The organism is candidate division WOR-3 bacterium, from assembly GCA_039804025.1.
In the GTDB taxonomy this organism is placed as follows: domain Bacteria; phylum Hydrothermota; class Hydrothermia; order Hydrothermales; family JAJRUZ01; genus JBCNVI01.
Window position 1 is genome coordinate 43,303 of sequence record JBDRZP010000007.1, and the last position, 18,324, is coordinate 61,626.

The window sequence follows — 18,324 nt, forward strand, 5'->3', positions numbered from 1 at the left end:
TTACCCTCCTATGTTAAATTTTGATAAAAATTCAATAACACTTGCATCAATAAACTTAACAAGGAGGAAAGGAAACATTCCAAAAATTATAAGTGTAAAGGAAAGTATATAGAGGCTTACCCACTCAGGTCCCTTTGCATCAGAAAGATCATGCCATGCTTTTTCATCAAAGGGACCATAAAAGACAATTTTTAAAAATCTTAAAACATACACAGCAGTTATAAATGTCCCTGTTATTGCTGCCAAAAACCAGGGAAAGTGTCCTGATTTTACAGCTCCTATAAAAACAAGAACTTCGGCAACAAATCCTGAAAGTCCTGGTAAACCCAGAGATGTTAATCCTGCAATTGTAAAAGCAGTTGCAATTCCCGGCATTTTTTTACCAAATCCACCCATTTTTAATATATCTCTTGTATGAGATTTCTCATATACAAGCCCAACAAGAGCAAATAAAAGACCTGTCATTATACCATGGGAAAACATTTGAAAAACAGCACCATTTACTCCCCATTCATGAAGAGTTGCAAGACCCAGCATAACATACCCCATATGTGAAACTGAGGAATAAGCTACAATGTATTTTAAATCAAATTGATTCATAGCTGAAAGAGCACCGTAAACAATATTTATACATGCAATTAATCCTACAAGAAAGGAAAAATCAGAAGCACCCTGAGGGAAAAGTCCCCATCCCCATCTCATTGCACCATAAGCTCCCAATTTCATCAAAACTCCTGCATGAAGCATTGAAACAGCAGTTGGGGCAGCAGCATGTCCATCAGGAGACCAGGTATGAAGTGGAAAAACACCAGCAAGAACACCAAAACCAACATAAAAAGTTAAAAATAGAATTCTCTGTAATTCTAAAGGATAATATTTTGTGCTTAATTCTGTATAAGAAAATGTATTTCCACCCTGAAAATAAAGCACAAGCATTCCAACCAAAATAAAAGCAGAACCAAGAAGCAAGTATAGGGTAAGCTTTGCTGCTGCATATTCCTTTGTTCCAAGTGTAACATTTCTCATCGCCGTATCAATAGGTCTCATTATATACTGGATTAAGTTATTGGGTGGAATTTTTGGTTTTAAATCTGCACCTGATCCCCATATTCCTATTAAAAGATACATTGGAAGAACTGCAATTTCATAAAAAAGAAAGAATATAAAGAAATCAAGGGATGCAAATACTCCAAAAACTCCTGTTACAAGAACAAAAAGGAGAATGTAAAATTCCTGGGATCTAAAAGGGATTGTCCAGGAAGCAAAAGTTCCAGTGAATATTATTAAGCCTGTTAAAAGTAATAGAGAAAGAGAAATTCCATCTGCACCAAGATAATAAGAAATTCCAAGGGTTTTAACAAGAGGAATGTGTTCAATAAACTGGAATCCCCCTTTTTTAAAATCATATAAAAAAAACAAAAGTATAGAGAAAAATAGGGAGATTCCTGAAAAAATACTTGCTGTAATTCTTACGAGGAGGGGTTTCCTCCTCATAAATAGCATTAAAAATGCTCCTACAAATGGTGAAAAAACAATTATTGATAAAAATGGGAATTTCATTATTTTTTATAAATTTAAATGTTGGATTTGAACCCCTTTAATTATAAAATAATTTTTTTTTAAAATCAAAAAAAATTTGTATGAAAAATTGAGAGTTTAATAAAATTAAAAATGAACAGAAAACTATACTTTAAATTATTTATTATCCACTTTCTAACAAATTTCTTATTCCTGTTGAACTATGATGGTGTTTACTGGGATGATTACGCATTATACAACCAGAACTTTAAAACAATTTATGAAATGTTTAAAGATCATTCCGGTTACCTATCACTATATTTTTCTTATTTACATTTTATACTTTTAAAAGCCGGAATTTTTATTTATCGGATTTTAGTTTTCCTTTTATATTTCTTTAATACAATTTTTTTATATGAAATTCTAAAAAAATTAAACTTTCTTTCTGAAAATGAAAAACTCTCAATAACACTTTTATTTATGCTTTCACCCCTTTGTTTTGCAAAAATTTCCCTGATGCATTTTACATATGTCTTTAATTTACCAATCTTTTATTTTGCCTTTTTCCTTTTAAGCATTTATATCGAGAGTCCCTCCTTTCTAAAACGAATTATAATACTAATACTCTTTTTCATATCATTTACAACTAACTCATTGCTTGTTTTTTATCTTCTTCCAATAGCTTATTTATTCTATTTAAATTATAACTCTAAAACTTCCTTCACTTTTAACTTCTTGAAATTCTTAAAAAATAATATTGATTTTTTAATTTTACCATTAATATATTGGTTTCTTAGATTAACTTATTTCAAACCGAGTGGTTTATATGAAGGTTATAATGCAATAAATATTAATTTAAGAACTCCCTTTTATATTCTTATTTCTCTTTTTACAAATTTAATTGAACCTCTTGACTTATCTTTTAGTCACTCTTTTTCCCTATGGTATATTACTATTTTCCTGATTTTAATTTTTTATTTTTTATTTGATGAACAATTTGAAAAATCAGAAAATAATGAAGATAAGTTATTAAATTTAAAATTTTTGATGGGCATCATAATTTTTTTAATTAGTGTTTTACCTTATATATTAGTCCAGAAAATTCCCTCTCTATGGGACTGGGATTCAAGACATCAGCTATTACTTCCGCTTGGATTCAGTTTTATAGTTTATTTCGGCTCAAAAATTCTTTTAACTAAATTCCTAAAATTGAAATTTAATAATTTTATTTTATATTTCTTTTTATCATCTTTCTTAATTGAAAATTTAATAGCAAATTTCAAATACCATATTGACTTTTTTTACCAGCTAAGTATTATAGAAAATATGAAAAAAAACGAATCAATAAAAAATAATTACACTTTTGTTGTTAAAACAGAACTAAAGGACAAATTAGCCTTTAACAGATGGTTCAGATCTTACGAATTAAACGGGATGTCAAAAATTGCTTTTGGTATTGACAACAAATTATTTATTCCTGAGAATATAGATTTAAATTCAGATTTTAACTTTTATAAACCTTACAAACAGTATAATTTCTCAAACTGGGATCCAGGTTCCTTTCAAAATAAGAAATATATCGTGATAAAGGAAAACCCTGATACTCCCTTTTTTAATTTTGATAAAAAATTCTTTATACTCTTTCCTTATTTAAAATACTATTTAAAACTTAACTTTTATAAAATATTTAAACCCACTTATTTCAAAAGAGAAATATCAAAACTTGTAATAATAGAGGCTTTATAGAAAAAGGATACTCTATGAATTCTTTAAACTTTTTTTATTATTTTATATATATTTCCGAGACAACAGGAACCTTGCGGGTTTCTTAAATCGCAAGCACACTGTTTTAGCTTTATTCCTGTATTTATATCCTCAATAATTTCTTTTTCTCTCTTTTCCTTTACCATAGAAAGAATTTCACCGAGAGTATGATTAAAACAGTAACAAACAGGAACAAAAGGGTTTTCTGGCTCTTTTTGATAAACAGGGACTTTTACATCTTCGGTTTTAAATACATCATCAGAAGAATTATAATAAACGATAGGACAATTTTCAGTTTCACAGAAAAAATAAGATTCTGAAGGAAATATTCTTCTCAAAGAGACTTTCAAAAGGGACTTTAAAGTTTTTAGATTCACCTTTTTACCAGGTTTTCCACAGAAAGGACAATTAGTATTTTCTTTTATTATGTCACCTTTCTCACATTGAATGCACTTATCCATTTTTAAATTATATTGAATAAGGATAAATAATTTAAAATTATTTTATGATACCGAAAGAATTTAAATTGACATGTTATAATTTGGAAGAAATAGAGAAAAAACACGATGAGATAGTAAAAATTCGCAGGCTAAAGCCTGCACCTACCATTTTTTTGAAAATCTTTAACATTTATTCCCATATTATATAATTTTAGGGTAGCCGCACCCTTCAGGGTGCGTTAAATTAATTCTCTGGTTGTATTTCGCAGGCTAAAGCCTGCGCCTACATTTTTTTGAATTTTTTTAACATTTATAACCCTAATTTTATTATAAAATCTTGAGATTTATTCTGAAGGCTAAAGCCTGCTCCTACCATTTTTTGAAAATCTTTAACATTTATTCCCATATTCTATAATTTTATGGTAGCCGCACCCTTTAGGGTGCGCAAAAATTCGTTAAGATTAAAATATGAAAAAAAGTGTAAAAAATAATTATAGAGAAGAAAAATTAAGGGAGATTGCTATAAAATTTTTTGACATAATTTGAATTATAAATTTTATCTATTTGAAGCTTCAATCAATTTTTTTAAAATTTTAATTTTTTCTTTCAATTCCTCAAAAAGTTTTAAACTCATTCTCCATTTCCAGTTACCAATTTTTGTCCCCGGTTTATTAATTCTTGCCTCTTCACCAAGAAATAAAATATCATAAACAGGAATTATTATAACACTTGCTCTTGAAAAAAGCATCTTTTTCATTATCCCGTTCCAGATATCATCTTCTGAGGAAATATTAAGATAATCTAAAATAAATTTTTTTATATTATCTTTTATTTCCTTCTCAAACCAACCTTTTAAGGTATTTGTATCATGAGTTGAGGTGTATCCAAAGGATTTTTCAGGATAATTATGGGGTAAATGGGGATTATTTAAATTTAAATCTCCAAAACCAAATTGAAAAACCCTCATTCCAGGAATATCATAAATTTTCATAATCTCAACAACATCATCAGTTATAAAACCAAGATCTTCTGCAATTAAATTAAACTTACCAAATTTTTTAAAAATAAAATCAAAAAATTCTCTTGCAGGAGCCTTTACCCACTCACCAATCCTTGCATCCTCACTTCCATAAGGAATCTGATAATAACCAACAAAACCTCTAAAGTGGTCTATTCTTATATAATCATAAAATTTTAAATTATGAAAAATCCTTTTAACCCAGAAATCAAAATTTCTCTCCCTTAATTTATCCCAATCATAAACTGGATTCCCCCATAATTGACCTTTTTCAGAAAAATAATCAGGCGGAACTCCTGAAACATAAAGAGGTTTTTTATTTTCATCAAGTTTAAAAATTTGAGGATTCTCCCAGACATCAGCACTATCATAGGAGACATAAATAGGTATATCACCTATTATTTTTACTCCCCTTTTATTTGCATATCTTTTAAGAGTTATAAACTGTTTATAAAAAATATACTGAACAAATTTTACTTTTTCTATTTCCCTTTCATATTTCCTCTCCAGTTTTCCAATCACCTCAGGAGACCTATCCCTTATTTTACTTTCCCACTCATTCCATATAGTTTTAAATTCATTTTTTAAAACAGTAAATAAAGAATAAGAATTTAACCAGTAATCATTTTCTCTACAAAATTTCAAAAATTTATCCTCTTCATTTTTTTTCTTGAAATTATAATAGGCAATATCTAAAATAACTCTTTTAAAATCATAAATCCTTTCGTATTCTACTTCATTTTCCTTAAAGTCAGGAACTTTTTTCAGTATGTCTTTACTTAATAAATCTTCCTTGATTAAAAAATAAGGTGAAATAAATAAAAAATTGTAAGCAAAGGCTGAATAACTCATGTAAGGAGAAAAAAGACCAGATTTATCAACTGGATTTAAAGGCAAAATCTGCCAGAATTTAATTTTATTTTCAGCTAAAATATCAACAAATTTATAAGCAAAACCACCAAAATCTCCTATACCAAAAGGTGAAGGTAATGAAAATATAGGAAGTAAAACACCACATCCCCTCTCATTCATTTTTTAAGTATAAAACAGCAAGTGGAGGTAAAGTTAATTCTATTGAATAATTTCTTCCGTGAAAGGGAATATCTTGTGAATAAATTTCACCATTTTTAACACCACTTCCTCCAAAATTTGTATCATCACTGTTTAGAATCTCAAAATATTTTCCCTTTTTAGGAACTCCGATTCTGTAATTATATCTAACAACAGGGGTAAAATTACATACAACAAGAATAAAATCACCCTTTTTATCCTTTCTTATAAAACTTATAACGCTTTGTTCTCTATCGTTAAAATCAATCCATTCAAAACCTTCTGAATAAAAATCAGTTTCATGAAAACATTTTTCTTTCTTATAAATTTCATTTAACTTCTTAACAAAATTAAAAAGAGAGTTGTTATAATGATTATTAAGTAAAGAAAAATTAATTTCAGAATCATGATTCCATTCTCTATCCTCACCGATTTCATTTCCCATAAAAAGAAGTTTTTTTCCAGGATGAGCATACATATAACCATACAAAAGTCTTAAATTGGCAAACTTTTGCCAAGTATCACCTGGCATCTTATTCAAAAGTGAACCCTTTCCATGGACAACTTCATCATGGGATAAAGGCAATATAAAATTTTCAGAAAAAGCATACCATATACTGAAAGTTATTTTATCGTGATGATATTTTCTATAAATTGGATCCTTTGAAAAATAAAAAAGAGTATCATGCATCCATCCCATGTTCCATTTCATTCCAAAACCAAGTCCTCCTTCGTCAACCCTTCTTGAAACTTTAGGCCAGGAAGTTGATTCTTCAGCGACTGTGTGGATCCCCTCAAATTCTCTATAAAGGTAAGAATTCATTTCTTTTAAAAAATCAATGGCTTCAAGATTTTCTCTACCTCCATAAATATTTGGAATCCATTCACCTTCTTTTCTTGAATAATCAAGATAAAGCATTGAAGCTACTGCATCCACCCTTAAACCATCTGCATGGTATTTATCAAGCCAGAAACAGGCACTTGAAATTAAAAAAGACTTAACTTCATTTCTTCCATAATTAAAAATCAAACTATCCCAGTCAGGATGCCATCCTTTTCTTCTATCCATATGCTCATAGAGATTAGTTCCGTCATAAAAAGACAATGCAAAATCATCTTTTGAAAAATGTGAGGGAACAAAATCAAGAAAAACTGCAATTTTATTCTTATGTAAATAATCTATCAAAAACATCAAATCTTCTGGTTTTCCGTACCTTGAAGTGGGAGCAAAATATCCTGTTACTAAATATCCCCATGATCCATAAAAAGGATGTTCCATTAAAGGTAAAAATTCAATATGGGTAAATCCAAGTTCTTTCACATATTCACAGAGTAAAGGGGCTATTTCCCTGTAATTAAAAAATTTACCGTTCTTTTTTTTCCATGAGCCAAGATGAACCTCATATATCGAAATAGGGGCTTCATGATGATTTATTTTTTTTCTCTCCTTTAACCATTCCTCATCATTCCATTTATAATCCAGTCTCCATACAATGGAAGCTGTTCGCGGTGGTTCCTCAAAACAAAAAGCAAAAGGGTCCTGTTTGTAAGCTGAATAATTATTAAACTTTGATACAATAAAATATTTATAAAGGGATCCATTCAAATCTTTTTCAACTATTCCCTCCCATATTCCAGAACCATCCCATCTAACAAAAAGTGGATTTCTTTCTGGTTCCCAATTATTGAATTCACCTACTACATAAACTTTTTCAGCATTAGGAGCCCATACTGCAAAATAGGTTATATATTTCCCATTTACCTTTATAACATGTGAGCCAAGTTTTTCATAAAGTTTATAATGTGAGCCTTTTTTAAATAAATAAATATCATAATCAGTGAAAAGAGAAAACATTGATTATTTTACTTCCCTTAAATACCTTGCCGCCTCCTCAGGAGATATTGGATTTATATAAAAACCTGAACCCCACTCAAAACCTGCAATATAAGTTATTCTTGGTATTATCTCAATATGAAAATGGTAATCAAGATGTATTGTCTCCCAATAATAAGGTCTTCCAGGTCTTGGTCTTATAACAGGGGATGTGTGAATTACAAAATTATAGGGGGGGTCATTTAAAAGAAGTTTAATTCTCAAAAGAACATCTTTTAAAACAATTGATAAATCTTTTATTTCTTCATTATCCATCAAAGTAAAATCATGACTGTGTTTTAAAGGGAAAATCCATGTTTCAAAAGGAAAAGAAGAAGCATAAGGGCACCAGACTAAAAATTTTTCAGTTTTGTATACAATTCTTTCACCTAAAGAAACTTCCTGGTCAATTAAATCACAGAATATACATCTTTCCTTTCTTTTATAATGTTCCTTTGCTGCCTCAAGTTCTGCAACCACTGCAAGAGGAATTATAGGAGTCGCAATAAGTTGAGAATGAGAATGATATAAAGAAGCACCAGCATCCTTTCCGTAATTTTTAAAAATTAAAATGTATCTGAATCTTATATCTTTTGTTAAATCTATATATCTTTCTTTAAAGGCTATAAGCACATTTTTTATATCATCATGATTCATATCTTGAAGTTGAGTTTCATGGTTAGGTGTTTCAATGATTACCTCATGGGCACCTATTCCTGAAACATGATCAAAAAGCCCAACTCCCTTTCTCATTAGTTCTCCCTCAATTCTTAAAGCTGGAAATTTATTAGGAACAACCCTCACTTTCCAACCTGGTTTATCTCTTTGTGTTCCCTCTTTTCTTATAGAAAAAACCTCCTTCGGGGTTTTATCCTCATTTCCTTCACAGAAAGGACATGTATCCTTTGGGGGTATCTCTTCTTTTTCTCTTTGAAAATCTTTTGGTCTTAAACCTCTTTCAGGAGAAATTATGGTCCACCTCCATCTTATAGGGTCATATCTTAATTCAGGCATATTATTTTCTCCTTTTTAAACAAAATTATAATCTTCTTCTTTTTTTTCAATCAGATAGTAACCGTATATAGGATGTCTGCATACATTTTTATTTTCAATAGCCAAAAAGAGATATATATTATTATAAAGATTTTTTATTCTTAATTCAAAAATTTTATCTGCCTTAAATTCAAGGTCATAAGGTAAATTATCTTTTTCAAATTTAAAAATTTTTTCAAAGTTATCTGACTTTATAGCAATCAAAATTTTATAACCTTCCTCAAAAATTTCATTAAAATTCTTTTTTGCATCAATTCTTAAACAGAAATTTTTCTCTTCATCCCATCCAAAGTAAAGAAACTTTAAAATACATTTATGTTCTATATCCAGGTCAATAGTACCTGCATTTGCCCATTCATAAAAATTTGTTATTTTACCGTCAATAACAGGATATATAAATCCTGAAATATTCTTCAAGAAATTTTTATGAATTTCCTTTTTAATTGGATTATTAAGAAAATCAGGGTATTTTTTACCTAAATTTTTGTAAACATTTTTTAAATGTTCTCTAAATAAAATATCAAACTCTGGAGCATAAAATGTAGGATTATCATAACCAAGCCACCAGAAAAAGTCACTACCCTCTGCAAAAAGCATTGAATACATAGATTTTTCATTTTTTAGAAAATCTCTTCCAATATCCTCTCTTACTTTTTTTAAGATAGTCCAACCTTCATTTTTCTCATCATCCCCCATCCATGTGGTAAAATCACTTCTTATCCATGAACCTGGATGAATTCTCTCTAAAACTCCCTTATCCTTAAAATCAAAACCTTGCTCGAAAGTTGAAAAAACAATAAAATCTTTTTGGGAGAGTGTTTCATAAAACTTTCTTAAAAACAAAATCCCCCCTTTCTCATAATGAATCCAAGGATTTTCTCCGTCAAGAATTACTGTTACCCATAAATTCTTCCCTTTTCTTCTTAAATTTTCAAGGTAATTAACAAAATCTGAAACTGCTTCCTCTGACTTAAGATTTTTATAAACAAAACCTATCTTGTCAGATAAAACTCTATCTCTAAAAAATAAAAGAATTTCACCTTCTTTCCCCCTGTAAATGTAAGGTTTATAGAGTTCATCTCTTATTTCCCAAGGCTTTTCTCTTAAAGGTATATTTATACTCCTTTCAAGAATACCCTCATCAGTCATTGTAAATTGAATTTTTTTTCTAATAAATAAATCAAGGGTTTTGTCTGATACACTACCTTCAGAAGGCCATATACCTTTAATTTCTGTATTGAATTCTTTTCTCATGTAAGATAAAGCAAGATCTATATGCATTTCTGCATCCTCTGTATGGGAAAATTCAACCATTCTTTCTTTAATATGAGGTGATGATATTTCAAAGGACTTACTTTCTATTATAAGGGGAAGAATTGGATGTGAAAAGGGGGATGTTGTTAATAAAACTTTTTTATTTTCAATAAGTTCTTTATAAATTTTAACAAGTTCTTCAATTATTTCAAAGCATATTTTTAAAATTTCTTTTTTGTCCTCTTCAGAATAATTTTCTTTTTTTTCTCCGAGTTCCTTTAAAATTTTATTTTCCTCTTTTTTAATTTCAGAAATACTTGAATATATAAAATAAAACATTATATCCCTTAATTCATTATTTGAAAAAAATTTTATTTTTTTCTCAAGTCCTAGAATGTTCCCCCTTTTTATAAAAAGGTAATTAAATCTCTCATAAGGTTTAATCTGTTTCTCGTAATTTAGAGAAAAAAAATTCCTCAAAACAAAAATTTTTTCATCATTTTCCATTTGAGAAGGGTCCTTTTTAAAAATATTAAGCCATAAACAGGAAACATCTTTTTCTAAATATTTTTTTATCTGATACCAGAGAGTGGGGGTTATGTTAAAAGTAACCTTCACATTTTGAGGTGTATCAACTAAAATTCTCCCCATATCATAATACTCCCTTATTGCATGAATAAATACCCATGGAAAGAAAAAATATTCCCTTTCAGGTTCAAGAAGAAAATATGAAGGTTGATGAAGGTGCCAGAGAATAGAAAGGTTTATATCTTTCATGGATGGTAATTATAAAATTAGAAAAAAAGCAAAAACAAATAAAAGTTTGAAAAAATGAAAAATGTTAAATATAATATTAAAAATTTTTATAAAATGAAAATTGCCTATTTCTCTGCAGAAGTTTATCCCTTTTCAAAAGTTGGTGGACTTGCAGATGTGGCAGGTTCACTTCCTATTTTTATAAAAAATAAAGGAATTAACATAATAGTTTTATCGCCTTATTACTCAAAATTTATTAAAGAAAAAAACTTTAAAATCAAGGAAAAAGTAGAACTGAAGGTAGAATTTGATAATAAAAATTTAATAACAGAATGGATTCATATTTCCTATAAAAATGTTTCCTTTTACCTTTTAAAATATGAGGAATATTTTGGAAGAGATTATATTTATGTGCCCTCATCAGGTGAAGATGAAAAACAGTATAAGAGATTCGCTCTATTTTCTTATGCATCCCTTTTATTTTTAAAAAAAATTAACTTTAAACCCGATATAATTCATATAAATGACTGGCACACTTCTTTTATACCTCTATATATAAAAAGAAAATTTAATAGAGATGAATTTTTTAAAGAAATAAAAATTTTGCTTACAATTCATAACCTTTCCTATCAGGGGATTTATGAGAAAAAAGTTTTGAAGGAAATTGGATTTGATGAAGAAATAAAAGAAATAGAAAGTAACGGAAATATCAATTTCTTAAAAGCAGGAATTTTATTTTCTGATTATATAAACACAGTAAGCAAAAGCTATTCTGAGGAAATATTAACTCCTCAGTTTGGATGCGGACTTGATGAAATTTTAAAAAGTAAGAAAAATAAAATTTATGGAATATTAAACGGTATAGATTACGAGGAATGGAACCCAGAAAAAGATAAGGATATTTATAAAAATTATAGTATCAAAGATTTTAAGGAAGGAAAGGAAATAAATAAGAAAAAGTTAAGGGAAGAATTTAATTTAAAAGATGATAACTCAATTTTAATAGGAATGGTATCAAGATTAACATATCAAAAGGGAATAGATTTACTTATTGAATCTTTCAATGAATTTTTTAAAAGAGAACTCCAATTTATTTTACTTGCAACAGGAGAAAAGAGATATGAGGATAAAGTAAAGGAATTTGAAGTTAAGTATAAAGAAAAGTTCAGATTTTTACCAAAATTTGATTTAATCCTTGCCAAAAAAATTTATGCAGGCTCAGATCTTTTCTTAATTCCATCTATATTTGAACCCTGTGGTCTTACACAAATGATATCAATGAGATTTGGAACAATTCCTTTTGGTTTTAAAACAGGGGGGCTAAAAGATTCAATCAAAGATTATGAAGAAGGAGGATATGGTTTTTTATTTGATGAATATAAAAAGGAAAAATTTATTGAAAAACTTGATAAAATTATTTCGGTTTTTAAAGATAAAGAAAAATGGAATAAATTAATAGAGGAATGCATGAGAAAGGACTTTTCCTGGGAAAATTCAGCGAAGGAGTATATAAAATTATATGAAAGAATAAAATATGAGGGAGTTTAATCATTTAAAAATAATCACACTTATTTTAGCAGGAGGAAAGGGTGAAAGACTTTACCCTTTAACAAAATTCAGAACAAAGCCAGCAGTTCCTTTTGGTGGAAAATATAGGATTATTGATTTTGTGCTCTCCAATTTAACAAATTCAGGTTTCCTTTCTATATATGTTTTAACACAGTATAAAGCACAGAGTTTAACAGAACATATTGAACAGGGTTGGCAGCTTGGAAGTGCCTTAAGAAGAAGGAATTTCTTTATAACAATTGCTCCTGCACAAATGTGGATGGGTGAAGAGTGGTATAAAGGAACAGCAGATGCTGTTTATCAAAATTTTCATTTACTTTCAAACTTTGACCCTGATATAGTTCTTGTTTTTGCAGCAGATCATGTTTATAAAATGGATGTTTCTCAAATGTTAAGGTTTCACCTTGAAAAGGATGCAGATTTTACAGTATGTGGTATTCCTGTCACAACTCAAGATATATCTCATTATGGAATAATATGCTCTGATAATGAAAACAGAGTTTGTGGATTCTGGGAAAAGCCGAAAACTTTACCCCCTGAATTAAAAGATAAAAAATTATTTATATCTATGGGTAATTATATTTTTAGAAGGGAATTTCTTGAAGAAATTTTAATTGAAGATTCAAGGGATGAAAAAAGTTCTCATGATTTTGGTAAAGATATTTTGCCTAAAGTTTACAAAAATTCAAGGGTATTTATATATGATTTCTCACAAAACAAAATAAGAGGTGAAGAATTTAACTACTGGCGTGATGTAGGAACAATAAAGGAATATTATGAAGCAAACATGGATTTATTAAAAATTCCTCCTCCTTTAAATTTATGGAATCCACACTGGACAATAGGAACTGTAAGCTTTAAAGATCCACCTTGTTTTATAGAAAAAAATGCAGAAGTTTATAATTCAATAATTGCAGAAGGAACAAGAATATTTAAAGGTGCAAAAGTTATAAATTCAGTAATTGGTAGAAATTGTATTATAGAAGAAAATGCTATTATTGAAGATTCAATAATTCATTATGGAGTAAAAATAAGAAAAAAAAGTATTGTTAAAAAATGCATAATTGATAAATTTGTGGAAATTGAAAAAGAAACTAATGTTTGGGAAGATAAAAAAGAAAACTATGAAATAAGGGATAACATTCTAATAATTCCATCCCCTCCACCATCTATGAGAACAAGTAAAATTTCTTAAATAATGGGTTCTTTATAAAGATAACTAAAGGGCTACTTTTTCTTTTAACAGAAGATTTTCAATTTCTTTCTCAACCAGCTCTTTTTCTGTTTTAAATTCCTCCAATGGTTTTTCCTTTAATCTTATAATCCTATCAATAAGTTCAGGATTCAAAATTTTCTCAATTTCTATTTCTTCTTTCAAAGCCTTTTCACCTGTTAAATAGAACTTCTGAATAACTTTCATCATACCATACTGTTTTTCAAGGGGACAGGTATAATCCACTTCATCAAAGGCACTCTGCTGTAAGAATCCATCCCTTATTATTCTTCCAGTTTCAAGTAATAACCTTTCATGATCTTCAAGAGCATCAGGACCAACAAGCTGGACAATTTCTTCAAGTTCAGCATTCTTCTGTAAAACTTCTCCTGCCCATCTTCTTAATTCAGGAAAATCAGGAGCAACGTTTTCCCTGAACCATTTTTCCATTAGTTCAAAATAAAGGGTATATGACCTTAACCAGTTTATAGCTGGATAATGTCTTCTATATGCAAGTGCAGTATCAAGTGCCCACAAAGCACCTACAACTCTCAATGTGCTCTGGGTAACAGGTTCAGAAAAATCTCCACCAGGAGGGGATACAGCACCAACAGCAGTAACAGAACCTTCATATTCATCACCTGCAAGAGGAATAACCCTACCTGTTCTTTCATAAAAAGCAGCAAGTTTTGCAGCAAGATAGGGGGGATAACCTTCTTCTCCAGGCATTTCTTCAAGTCTTGAAGATATTTCCCTTAAAGCCTCAGCCCATCTTGAAGTTGAGTCTGCAAGCAATAAAACATTATAACCCATGTCTCTATAATACTCAGCGAGGGTTATTCCAACATAAATTGATGCCTCTCTTGCTGCAACTGGCATATTTGATGTGTTTACAACTAAAATAGTTCTATCCATAAGTGGAGCACCCTTATGGAAGGGATCATCAAGTTCAGGGAATTCAATAAGAACTTCAGTCATCTCATTACCTCTTTCTCCACAACCAATATATATAACAACTTCAACAAGAGAACATTTTGCAAGTGTCTGCTCTGTAACAGTTTTTCCAGTTCCAAAACCACCAGGTATTGCAGCATTCCCACCAAGAGCAATAGGAAAGAAAAAGTCAAGAACCCTCTGTCCTGTTATTAAAGGTTTCTCAGGTCCCATTCTTTTTCTAAAAGGTCTTGGAACCCTGACTGGCCACCTGTGATATAGTTTTAATTCAGTTCCATCTTCAAGAATACATACAACATCTTCAACTGTAAAAGAACCACTTTTAATTTCCTTAATTCTTGAAGGTTTGACATTGGGTGGAACTAAAATTCTATGTCTTATACTCTGCGTCTCCTGTACCTCTCCTATTATTCTTCCTGGCCAAACTTCATCTCCCTTTTTCAATAAAGGCTCAAAATCCCATTTTTTATTCCTATCAAGAGCATTTGCCACAACACCTCTTTTAATAAAATCTCCAACCTTATCTCTTAGAACCTGCAAAGGTCTTTGAACACCATCAAAAGCTGTGGTTAAAAGACCTGGACCAAGTTCTACAGATAAGGATTCTCCAGTTCTTTCAACAGGTTCACCTACAAAAAGTCCTGAAGTATCTTCATAAACCTGAATAAAGGCAAGGTCTTCTTTAAGTCTTATAATTTCTCCTACAAGACCTTCGTTTCCCACTCTAACAATTTCATTCATTCTTGCACCACGCATATTTTTAGCAACTACAAGAGCACCCGAAATCCTTGTAATTACAGGTTTTTCCATAAGTTTTCCTCCTTTATTTTTATTAAATAAAATTTATTATAATCTTTTTGTATTTTAAAGTTCAATTTTGAAAACAAGTTTAAAAATTTCTTATTTTAAAATATGAAACCTAAAAAACTGAAACTCGGTTTTTTTCCAACAAAAGTTGAAAAAATTATCCTTGATGGAGAAGAAATTCTTATTAAAAGGGATGACTTTACAGAACTTGTAGGTTCTGGAAATAAAATAAGAAAATTAGAGTACTTCTTTTACAAGGCAAAAAAAGAAAAAGTTAAAAAAATAGTTACATGTGGAGCAATTCAATCAAATCATGCAAGAGTAGCTGCTTATCTTGCGAGAAAATTAAATTTTGAACCTGTTTTATTTTTAAGGGGAGAAAAATCGAAAACATATGAAGGAAATTTATTTTTAAACCACCTTTTTGGAGCTGAAATACATTTTGTAAAAGAAAGAGAATATGAGGAGATTGATAAAATAATGGAGGAATATAAAAATTCTGAAATGAAAAAGAAAAATAAAGTGCTTTTAATCCCTGAGGGTGGCTCCGATGAACTCGGATTATGGGGATATGTTGATGCATTCTCTGAAATGAAAGAATTTATATTGAAAAATAAAATTGATTCAATTTTCTGTGCTGTTGGTTCAGGTGGAACATACGCAGGTTTATTTCTCGGTAAAAAAATATTTAATCTTGATACTAAAATTTGCGGTGTTCTTGTTACAAGAAACAAAAAATATTTTGAAGAAAAAATTGAAAAAATACTGAAAGGAGCCATAGAAAAATATAAATTGAATATTAATTTTAGCAAAGAAGAATTCGTTTTTTATGAAAATTACATAGGAGAAGGTTATGGAATACCCTATAAAGAAGAAATAGAAATAATTAAAAAAATGGCTAAAAAAGGAATAATTCTTGACCCTGTATATACAGGAAAGGCCTTCTATGGATTTTTAAATGAAAGGAAAAATTATAATAAACCACTTTTTTTACACACAGGAGGAATTTTTAGCATATTCGCCTTTAAAGAATATTTTTAAAAAATGTGATTTAAATCACTTGTAATTTTTAAAAAATCAATATATAATTAAAAATAACCATCTCTATAAGCTCCTAATTAGTTGGGGGGGTACTTAGAGATGAGGGTCCGAGTCCCTATAAAATAAAGGAGTTTAGTATGTATAAATTAATTCCAATGATCTTATTCGCAGTATTTCTCCTGGGATTCACGGAGAAAGAAATCACAGGGGAAGTTGTAATACAAAATCCTGTAAAAAAAGAAAATATCAAACTCCCACAGAACTTCAACCCTGAAAGTGCTGAGAGGGAACTCATAAATGCAAGAGAATCTGGAAATAAAGAACTCGCTGGTGAGTTATCGAAATATATACATGAATGGTGGAAGATGAATAGAAAGGAAAACTACTCCCCGATAACCTGTGGGGATAACCCTGAACCAGGTAAAAATTTAAAGGAAGAAAATTCAAACTTTAACCAGAATATTCTGAGATGGGGAAATGATGTGAGAATTGATCCAAGAAATGGAGTAAACGATGTTAAAATAACCTCCCTTTCAACAGGTGAACTCTATACAATTTCGAAATTTTTTGATGGGACAAATTACCGTGTTATAGTTCACAGATCCACTGATAATGGAGAAACATGGAATATTTATTGGGATAATACTTTTTCAACAGGGTATAGCATCACTTCACCCGGCATCTTAGCAGTTAATGATACCCTTGTTTTATGGTACATTTTAATCCAAAACGATACTCTCTATAGAACATGGTTTATCACTGCTTTACCAGGAAATTCTTTCAATCCTATATCCTTTGGTTCTCCCACAGGAGGATTTAATGACAATGTCCAATATTGGAATCTTGATTTCAAAACAGATGCACCTCATTACGGTTTATATGAATATAACTATGCAACCTGGGTTGAATATTATTATGTAGGAACGGATTCAACAAGTGTGATGTTTGCAAGATCAAATGAACTTAATGTCTCAAACTGGGAATTAGGTCCTGTTAAGGTAATGAAAACCTCCGGGGATAATATATATTATTATCACTCTAAAATTTCTTTTGGTGACCCTCATAGACTATGGATTATTGGACCCTTACATCCATACGGGTATCCCAATATTTATGATGAGACTATCGGGGGTGTTTATAGTGATGACTATGGGTCTTCCTGGACCCCAAGCAACCCATTTAATCCATTATGGATAACTCCTTTCAATGACCATTACGATGATTTTGAGTGTGATTTAGCTGCATCCTATATTGATTCAAACTGGGTAATTTTAGTTACAAGAACAGATACAGGCATACTTCATTTTCAAGACCTAAATCTTTACAACTACTATTCAAAAAATGGAGGGAATACATGGAATTTTCAGGGATGGGTAATGCCTGATCTTAATTTTAGTCCTGATGTTTATGTTGATAATTCAAGCACTGCCTTTTATGCTGTTTTCAGAAAGAATATCCCTTCAGGCCCATATGAAGAAGTAAGACTTAAAATAGGTAATATAAATGACCCCTCATCCTGGACTGGTTCATATCTTAATATAATAAACGATGATAGTACTGACAACTTAAGTGATGACTTTGGGTCCTATGTAAGTTATAACCCTTCCACAAATGAGCCTGTTGTGGTATGGACAAGTTTTGAAGGTTTTACTTACAGTATATGGTTTGATGCTCAAACAAGAGTTAAAATTTCTGAAAAAATCATAAATGAAGAAAATGAAACCACACTTATACCGAGTATTGGGAAAAATAATTTAAAAATTTTCTTCTACATACCATCCCCTTCAAATGTTAAACTGAATATCTATTCCCCTGATGGAAGAATTGTAAAAAATATTCTTAACTCAAAACTTAATAAAGGTAATTACACTTATAACATAAGAAACACATTGAAAAATGGCAAATACTTTCTAAAACTTGAAACTGAGAATACAAAAGTTTCTATACCCTTAATCATTGTTAAATAATTTTTTAGATTTACTCTGAAAAAATATAGGGGGGAGGTGGTTTAAAA

The 18,324-nt window shown here is 29.9% G+C and carries 13 protein-coding genes; 6 read left to right on the top strand and 7 right to left on the bottom strand.

What is annotated here, in order from left to right; all coding sequences use genetic code 11:
* Positions 1-1,560, bottom strand: a complete 1,560-nt coding sequence (locus ABIN73_03825) for an NADH-quinone oxidoreductase subunit M (protein MEO0268852.1) — start codon at positions 1,558-1,560, stop codon at positions 1-3.
* A 111-nt stretch (positions 1,561-1,671) separates the two neighbouring features.
* On the opposite strand from ABIN73_03825, the gene ABIN73_03830 reads away from it, so the two are divergent.
* The gene (locus tag ABIN73_03830) at positions 1,672-3,264 is read left to right on the top strand and encodes a hypothetical protein (protein MEO0268853.1); all 1,593 of its coding nucleotides are present in this window, start codon (positions 1,672-1,674) and stop codon (positions 3,262-3,264) included.
* Between the two features lie 23 nt (positions 3,265-3,287).
* Here the strand turns inward: ABIN73_03830 and ABIN73_03835 are convergent, their stop codons facing one another.
* Positions 3,288-3,743 carry a hypothetical protein gene (locus ABIN73_03835; GenBank protein MEO0268854.1) on the bottom strand — a complete coding sequence of 152 codons (456 nt, stop codon included), beginning with the start codon at positions 3,741-3,743 and terminating at the stop codon, positions 3,288-3,290.
* Between the two features lie 44 nt (positions 3,744-3,787).
* On the opposite strand from ABIN73_03835, the gene ABIN73_03840 reads away from it, so the two are divergent.
* Positions 3,788-3,931, top strand: coding sequence for a hypothetical protein (locus ABIN73_03840; protein ID MEO0268855.1), 144 nt, complete (start codon positions 3,788-3,790; stop codon positions 3,929-3,931).
* A gap of 347 nt (positions 3,932-4,278) precedes the next feature.
* On the opposite strand, the gene malQ is transcribed toward ABIN73_03840, so the two are convergent.
* From malQ to ABIN73_03860, 4 genes are read right to left on the bottom strand one after another with little or no spacing between them, the layout of a single operon-like run.
* Positions 4,279-5,772: a 4-alpha-glucanotransferase gene (malQ, locus tag ABIN73_03845; protein ID MEO0268856.1), complete on the bottom strand. Its 1,494-nt coding sequence runs from the start codon at positions 5,770-5,772 to the stop codon at positions 4,279-4,281.
* The gene (glgB, locus tag ABIN73_03850; protein MEO0268857.1) at positions 5,765-7,645 is read right to left on the bottom strand and encodes a 1,4-alpha-glucan branching protein GlgB; all 1,881 of its coding nucleotides are present in this window, start codon (positions 7,643-7,645) and stop codon (positions 5,765-5,767) included. The genes malQ and glgB overlap by 8 nt, the downstream gene beginning before the upstream one ends.
* Before the next feature lie 3 nt (positions 7,646-7,648).
* Positions 7,649-8,677, bottom strand: a complete 1,029-nt coding sequence (galT, locus tag ABIN73_03855) for a galactose-1-phosphate uridylyltransferase (GenBank protein ID MEO0268858.1) — start codon at positions 8,675-8,677, stop codon at positions 7,649-7,651.
* 15 nt (positions 8,678-8,692) lie between these two features.
* A complete protein-coding gene (locus ABIN73_03860) occupies positions 8,693-10,747 on the bottom strand; it encodes a glycoside hydrolase family 57 protein (protein ID MEO0268859.1) in 2,055 nt (684 codons plus the stop codon).
* A gap of 93 nt (positions 10,748-10,840) precedes the next feature.
* Here ABIN73_03860 and ABIN73_03865 point away from each other — a divergent pair, with 93 nt between their 5' ends.
* Together ABIN73_03865 and ABIN73_03870 are read left to right on the top strand one after the other, a co-directional pair.
* Positions 10,841-12,274, top strand: coding sequence for a glycogen/starch synthase (locus tag ABIN73_03865; GenBank protein MEO0268860.1), 1,434 nt, complete (start codon positions 10,841-10,843; stop codon positions 12,272-12,274).
* Positions 12,261-13,490: a glucose-1-phosphate adenylyltransferase gene (locus ABIN73_03870; GenBank protein MEO0268861.1), complete on the top strand. Its 1,230-nt coding sequence runs from the start codon at positions 12,261-12,263 to the stop codon at positions 13,488-13,490. Before ABIN73_03865 ends, ABIN73_03870 begins: the two co-directional genes overlap by 14 nt.
* 24 nt (positions 13,491-13,514) lie before the next feature.
* Here ABIN73_03870 and ABIN73_03875 read toward each other — a convergent pair whose 3' ends face one another.
* Positions 13,515-15,272 carry a V-type ATP synthase subunit A gene (locus ABIN73_03875; protein ID MEO0268862.1) on the bottom strand — a complete coding sequence of 586 codons (1,758 nt, stop codon included), beginning with the start codon at positions 15,270-15,272 and terminating at the stop codon, positions 13,515-13,517.
* Positions 15,273-15,374: 102 nt separating this feature from the next.
* Here ABIN73_03875 and ABIN73_03880 point away from each other — a divergent pair, with 102 nt between their 5' ends.
* Both ABIN73_03880 and ABIN73_03885 read left to right on the top strand, forming a co-directional pair.
* A complete protein-coding gene (locus ABIN73_03880) occupies positions 15,375-16,310 on the top strand; it encodes a pyridoxal-phosphate dependent enzyme (protein ID MEO0268863.1) in 936 nt (311 codons plus the stop codon).
* Positions 16,311-16,447: 137 nt separating this feature from the next.
* Positions 16,448-18,277, top strand: coding sequence for a T9SS type A sorting domain-containing protein (locus tag ABIN73_03885; GenBank protein ID MEO0268864.1), 1,830 nt, complete (start codon positions 16,448-16,450; stop codon positions 18,275-18,277).
* Positions 18,278-18,324 lie beyond the last annotated feature (47 nt).

Excerpts from the sequence above, each read along its gene's own strand:
- ABIN73_03825 (MEO0268852.1), bottom strand. The coding sequence starts at position 1,560 with ATGAAATTCCCATTTTTATCAATAATTGTTTTTTCACCATTTGTAGGA.
- ABIN73_03830 (MEO0268853.1), top strand. The coding sequence starts at position 1,672 with ATGAACAGAAAACTATACTTTAAATTATTTATTATCCACTTTCTAACA.
- ABIN73_03835 (MEO0268854.1), bottom strand. The coding sequence starts at position 3,743 with ATGGATAAGTGCATTCAATGTGAGAAAGGTGACATAATAAAAGAAAAT.
- ABIN73_03840 (MEO0268855.1), top strand. The coding sequence starts at position 3,788 with ATGATACCGAAAGAATTTAAATTGACATGTTATAATTTGGAAGAAATA.
- malQ (MEO0268856.1), bottom strand. The coding sequence starts at position 5,772 with ATGAATGAGAGGGGATGTGGTGTTTTACTTCCTATATTTTCATTACCT.
- glgB (MEO0268857.1), bottom strand. The coding sequence starts at position 7,645 with ATGTTTTCTCTTTTCACTGATTATGATATTTATTTATTTAAAAAAGGC.
- galT (MEO0268858.1), bottom strand. The coding sequence starts at position 8,677 with ATGCCTGAATTAAGATATGACCCTATAAGATGGAGGTGGACCATAATT.
- ABIN73_03860 (MEO0268859.1), bottom strand. The coding sequence starts at position 10,747 with ATGAAAGATATAAACCTTTCTATTCTCTGGCACCTTCATCAACCTTCA.
- ABIN73_03865 (MEO0268860.1), top strand. The coding sequence starts at position 10,841 with ATGAAAATTGCCTATTTCTCTGCAGAAGTTTATCCCTTTTCAAAAGTT.
- ABIN73_03870 (MEO0268861.1), top strand. The coding sequence starts at position 12,261 with ATGAGGGAGTTTAATCATTTAAAAATAATCACACTTATTTTAGCAGGA.
- ABIN73_03875 (MEO0268862.1), bottom strand. The coding sequence starts at position 15,272 with ATGGAAAAACCTGTAATTACAAGGATTTCGGGTGCTCTTGTAGTTGCT.
- ABIN73_03880 (MEO0268863.1), top strand. The coding sequence starts at position 15,375 with ATGAAACCTAAAAAACTGAAACTCGGTTTTTTTCCAACAAAAGTTGAA.
- ABIN73_03885 (MEO0268864.1), top strand. The coding sequence starts at position 16,448 with ATGTATAAATTAATTCCAATGATCTTATTCGCAGTATTTCTCCTGGGA.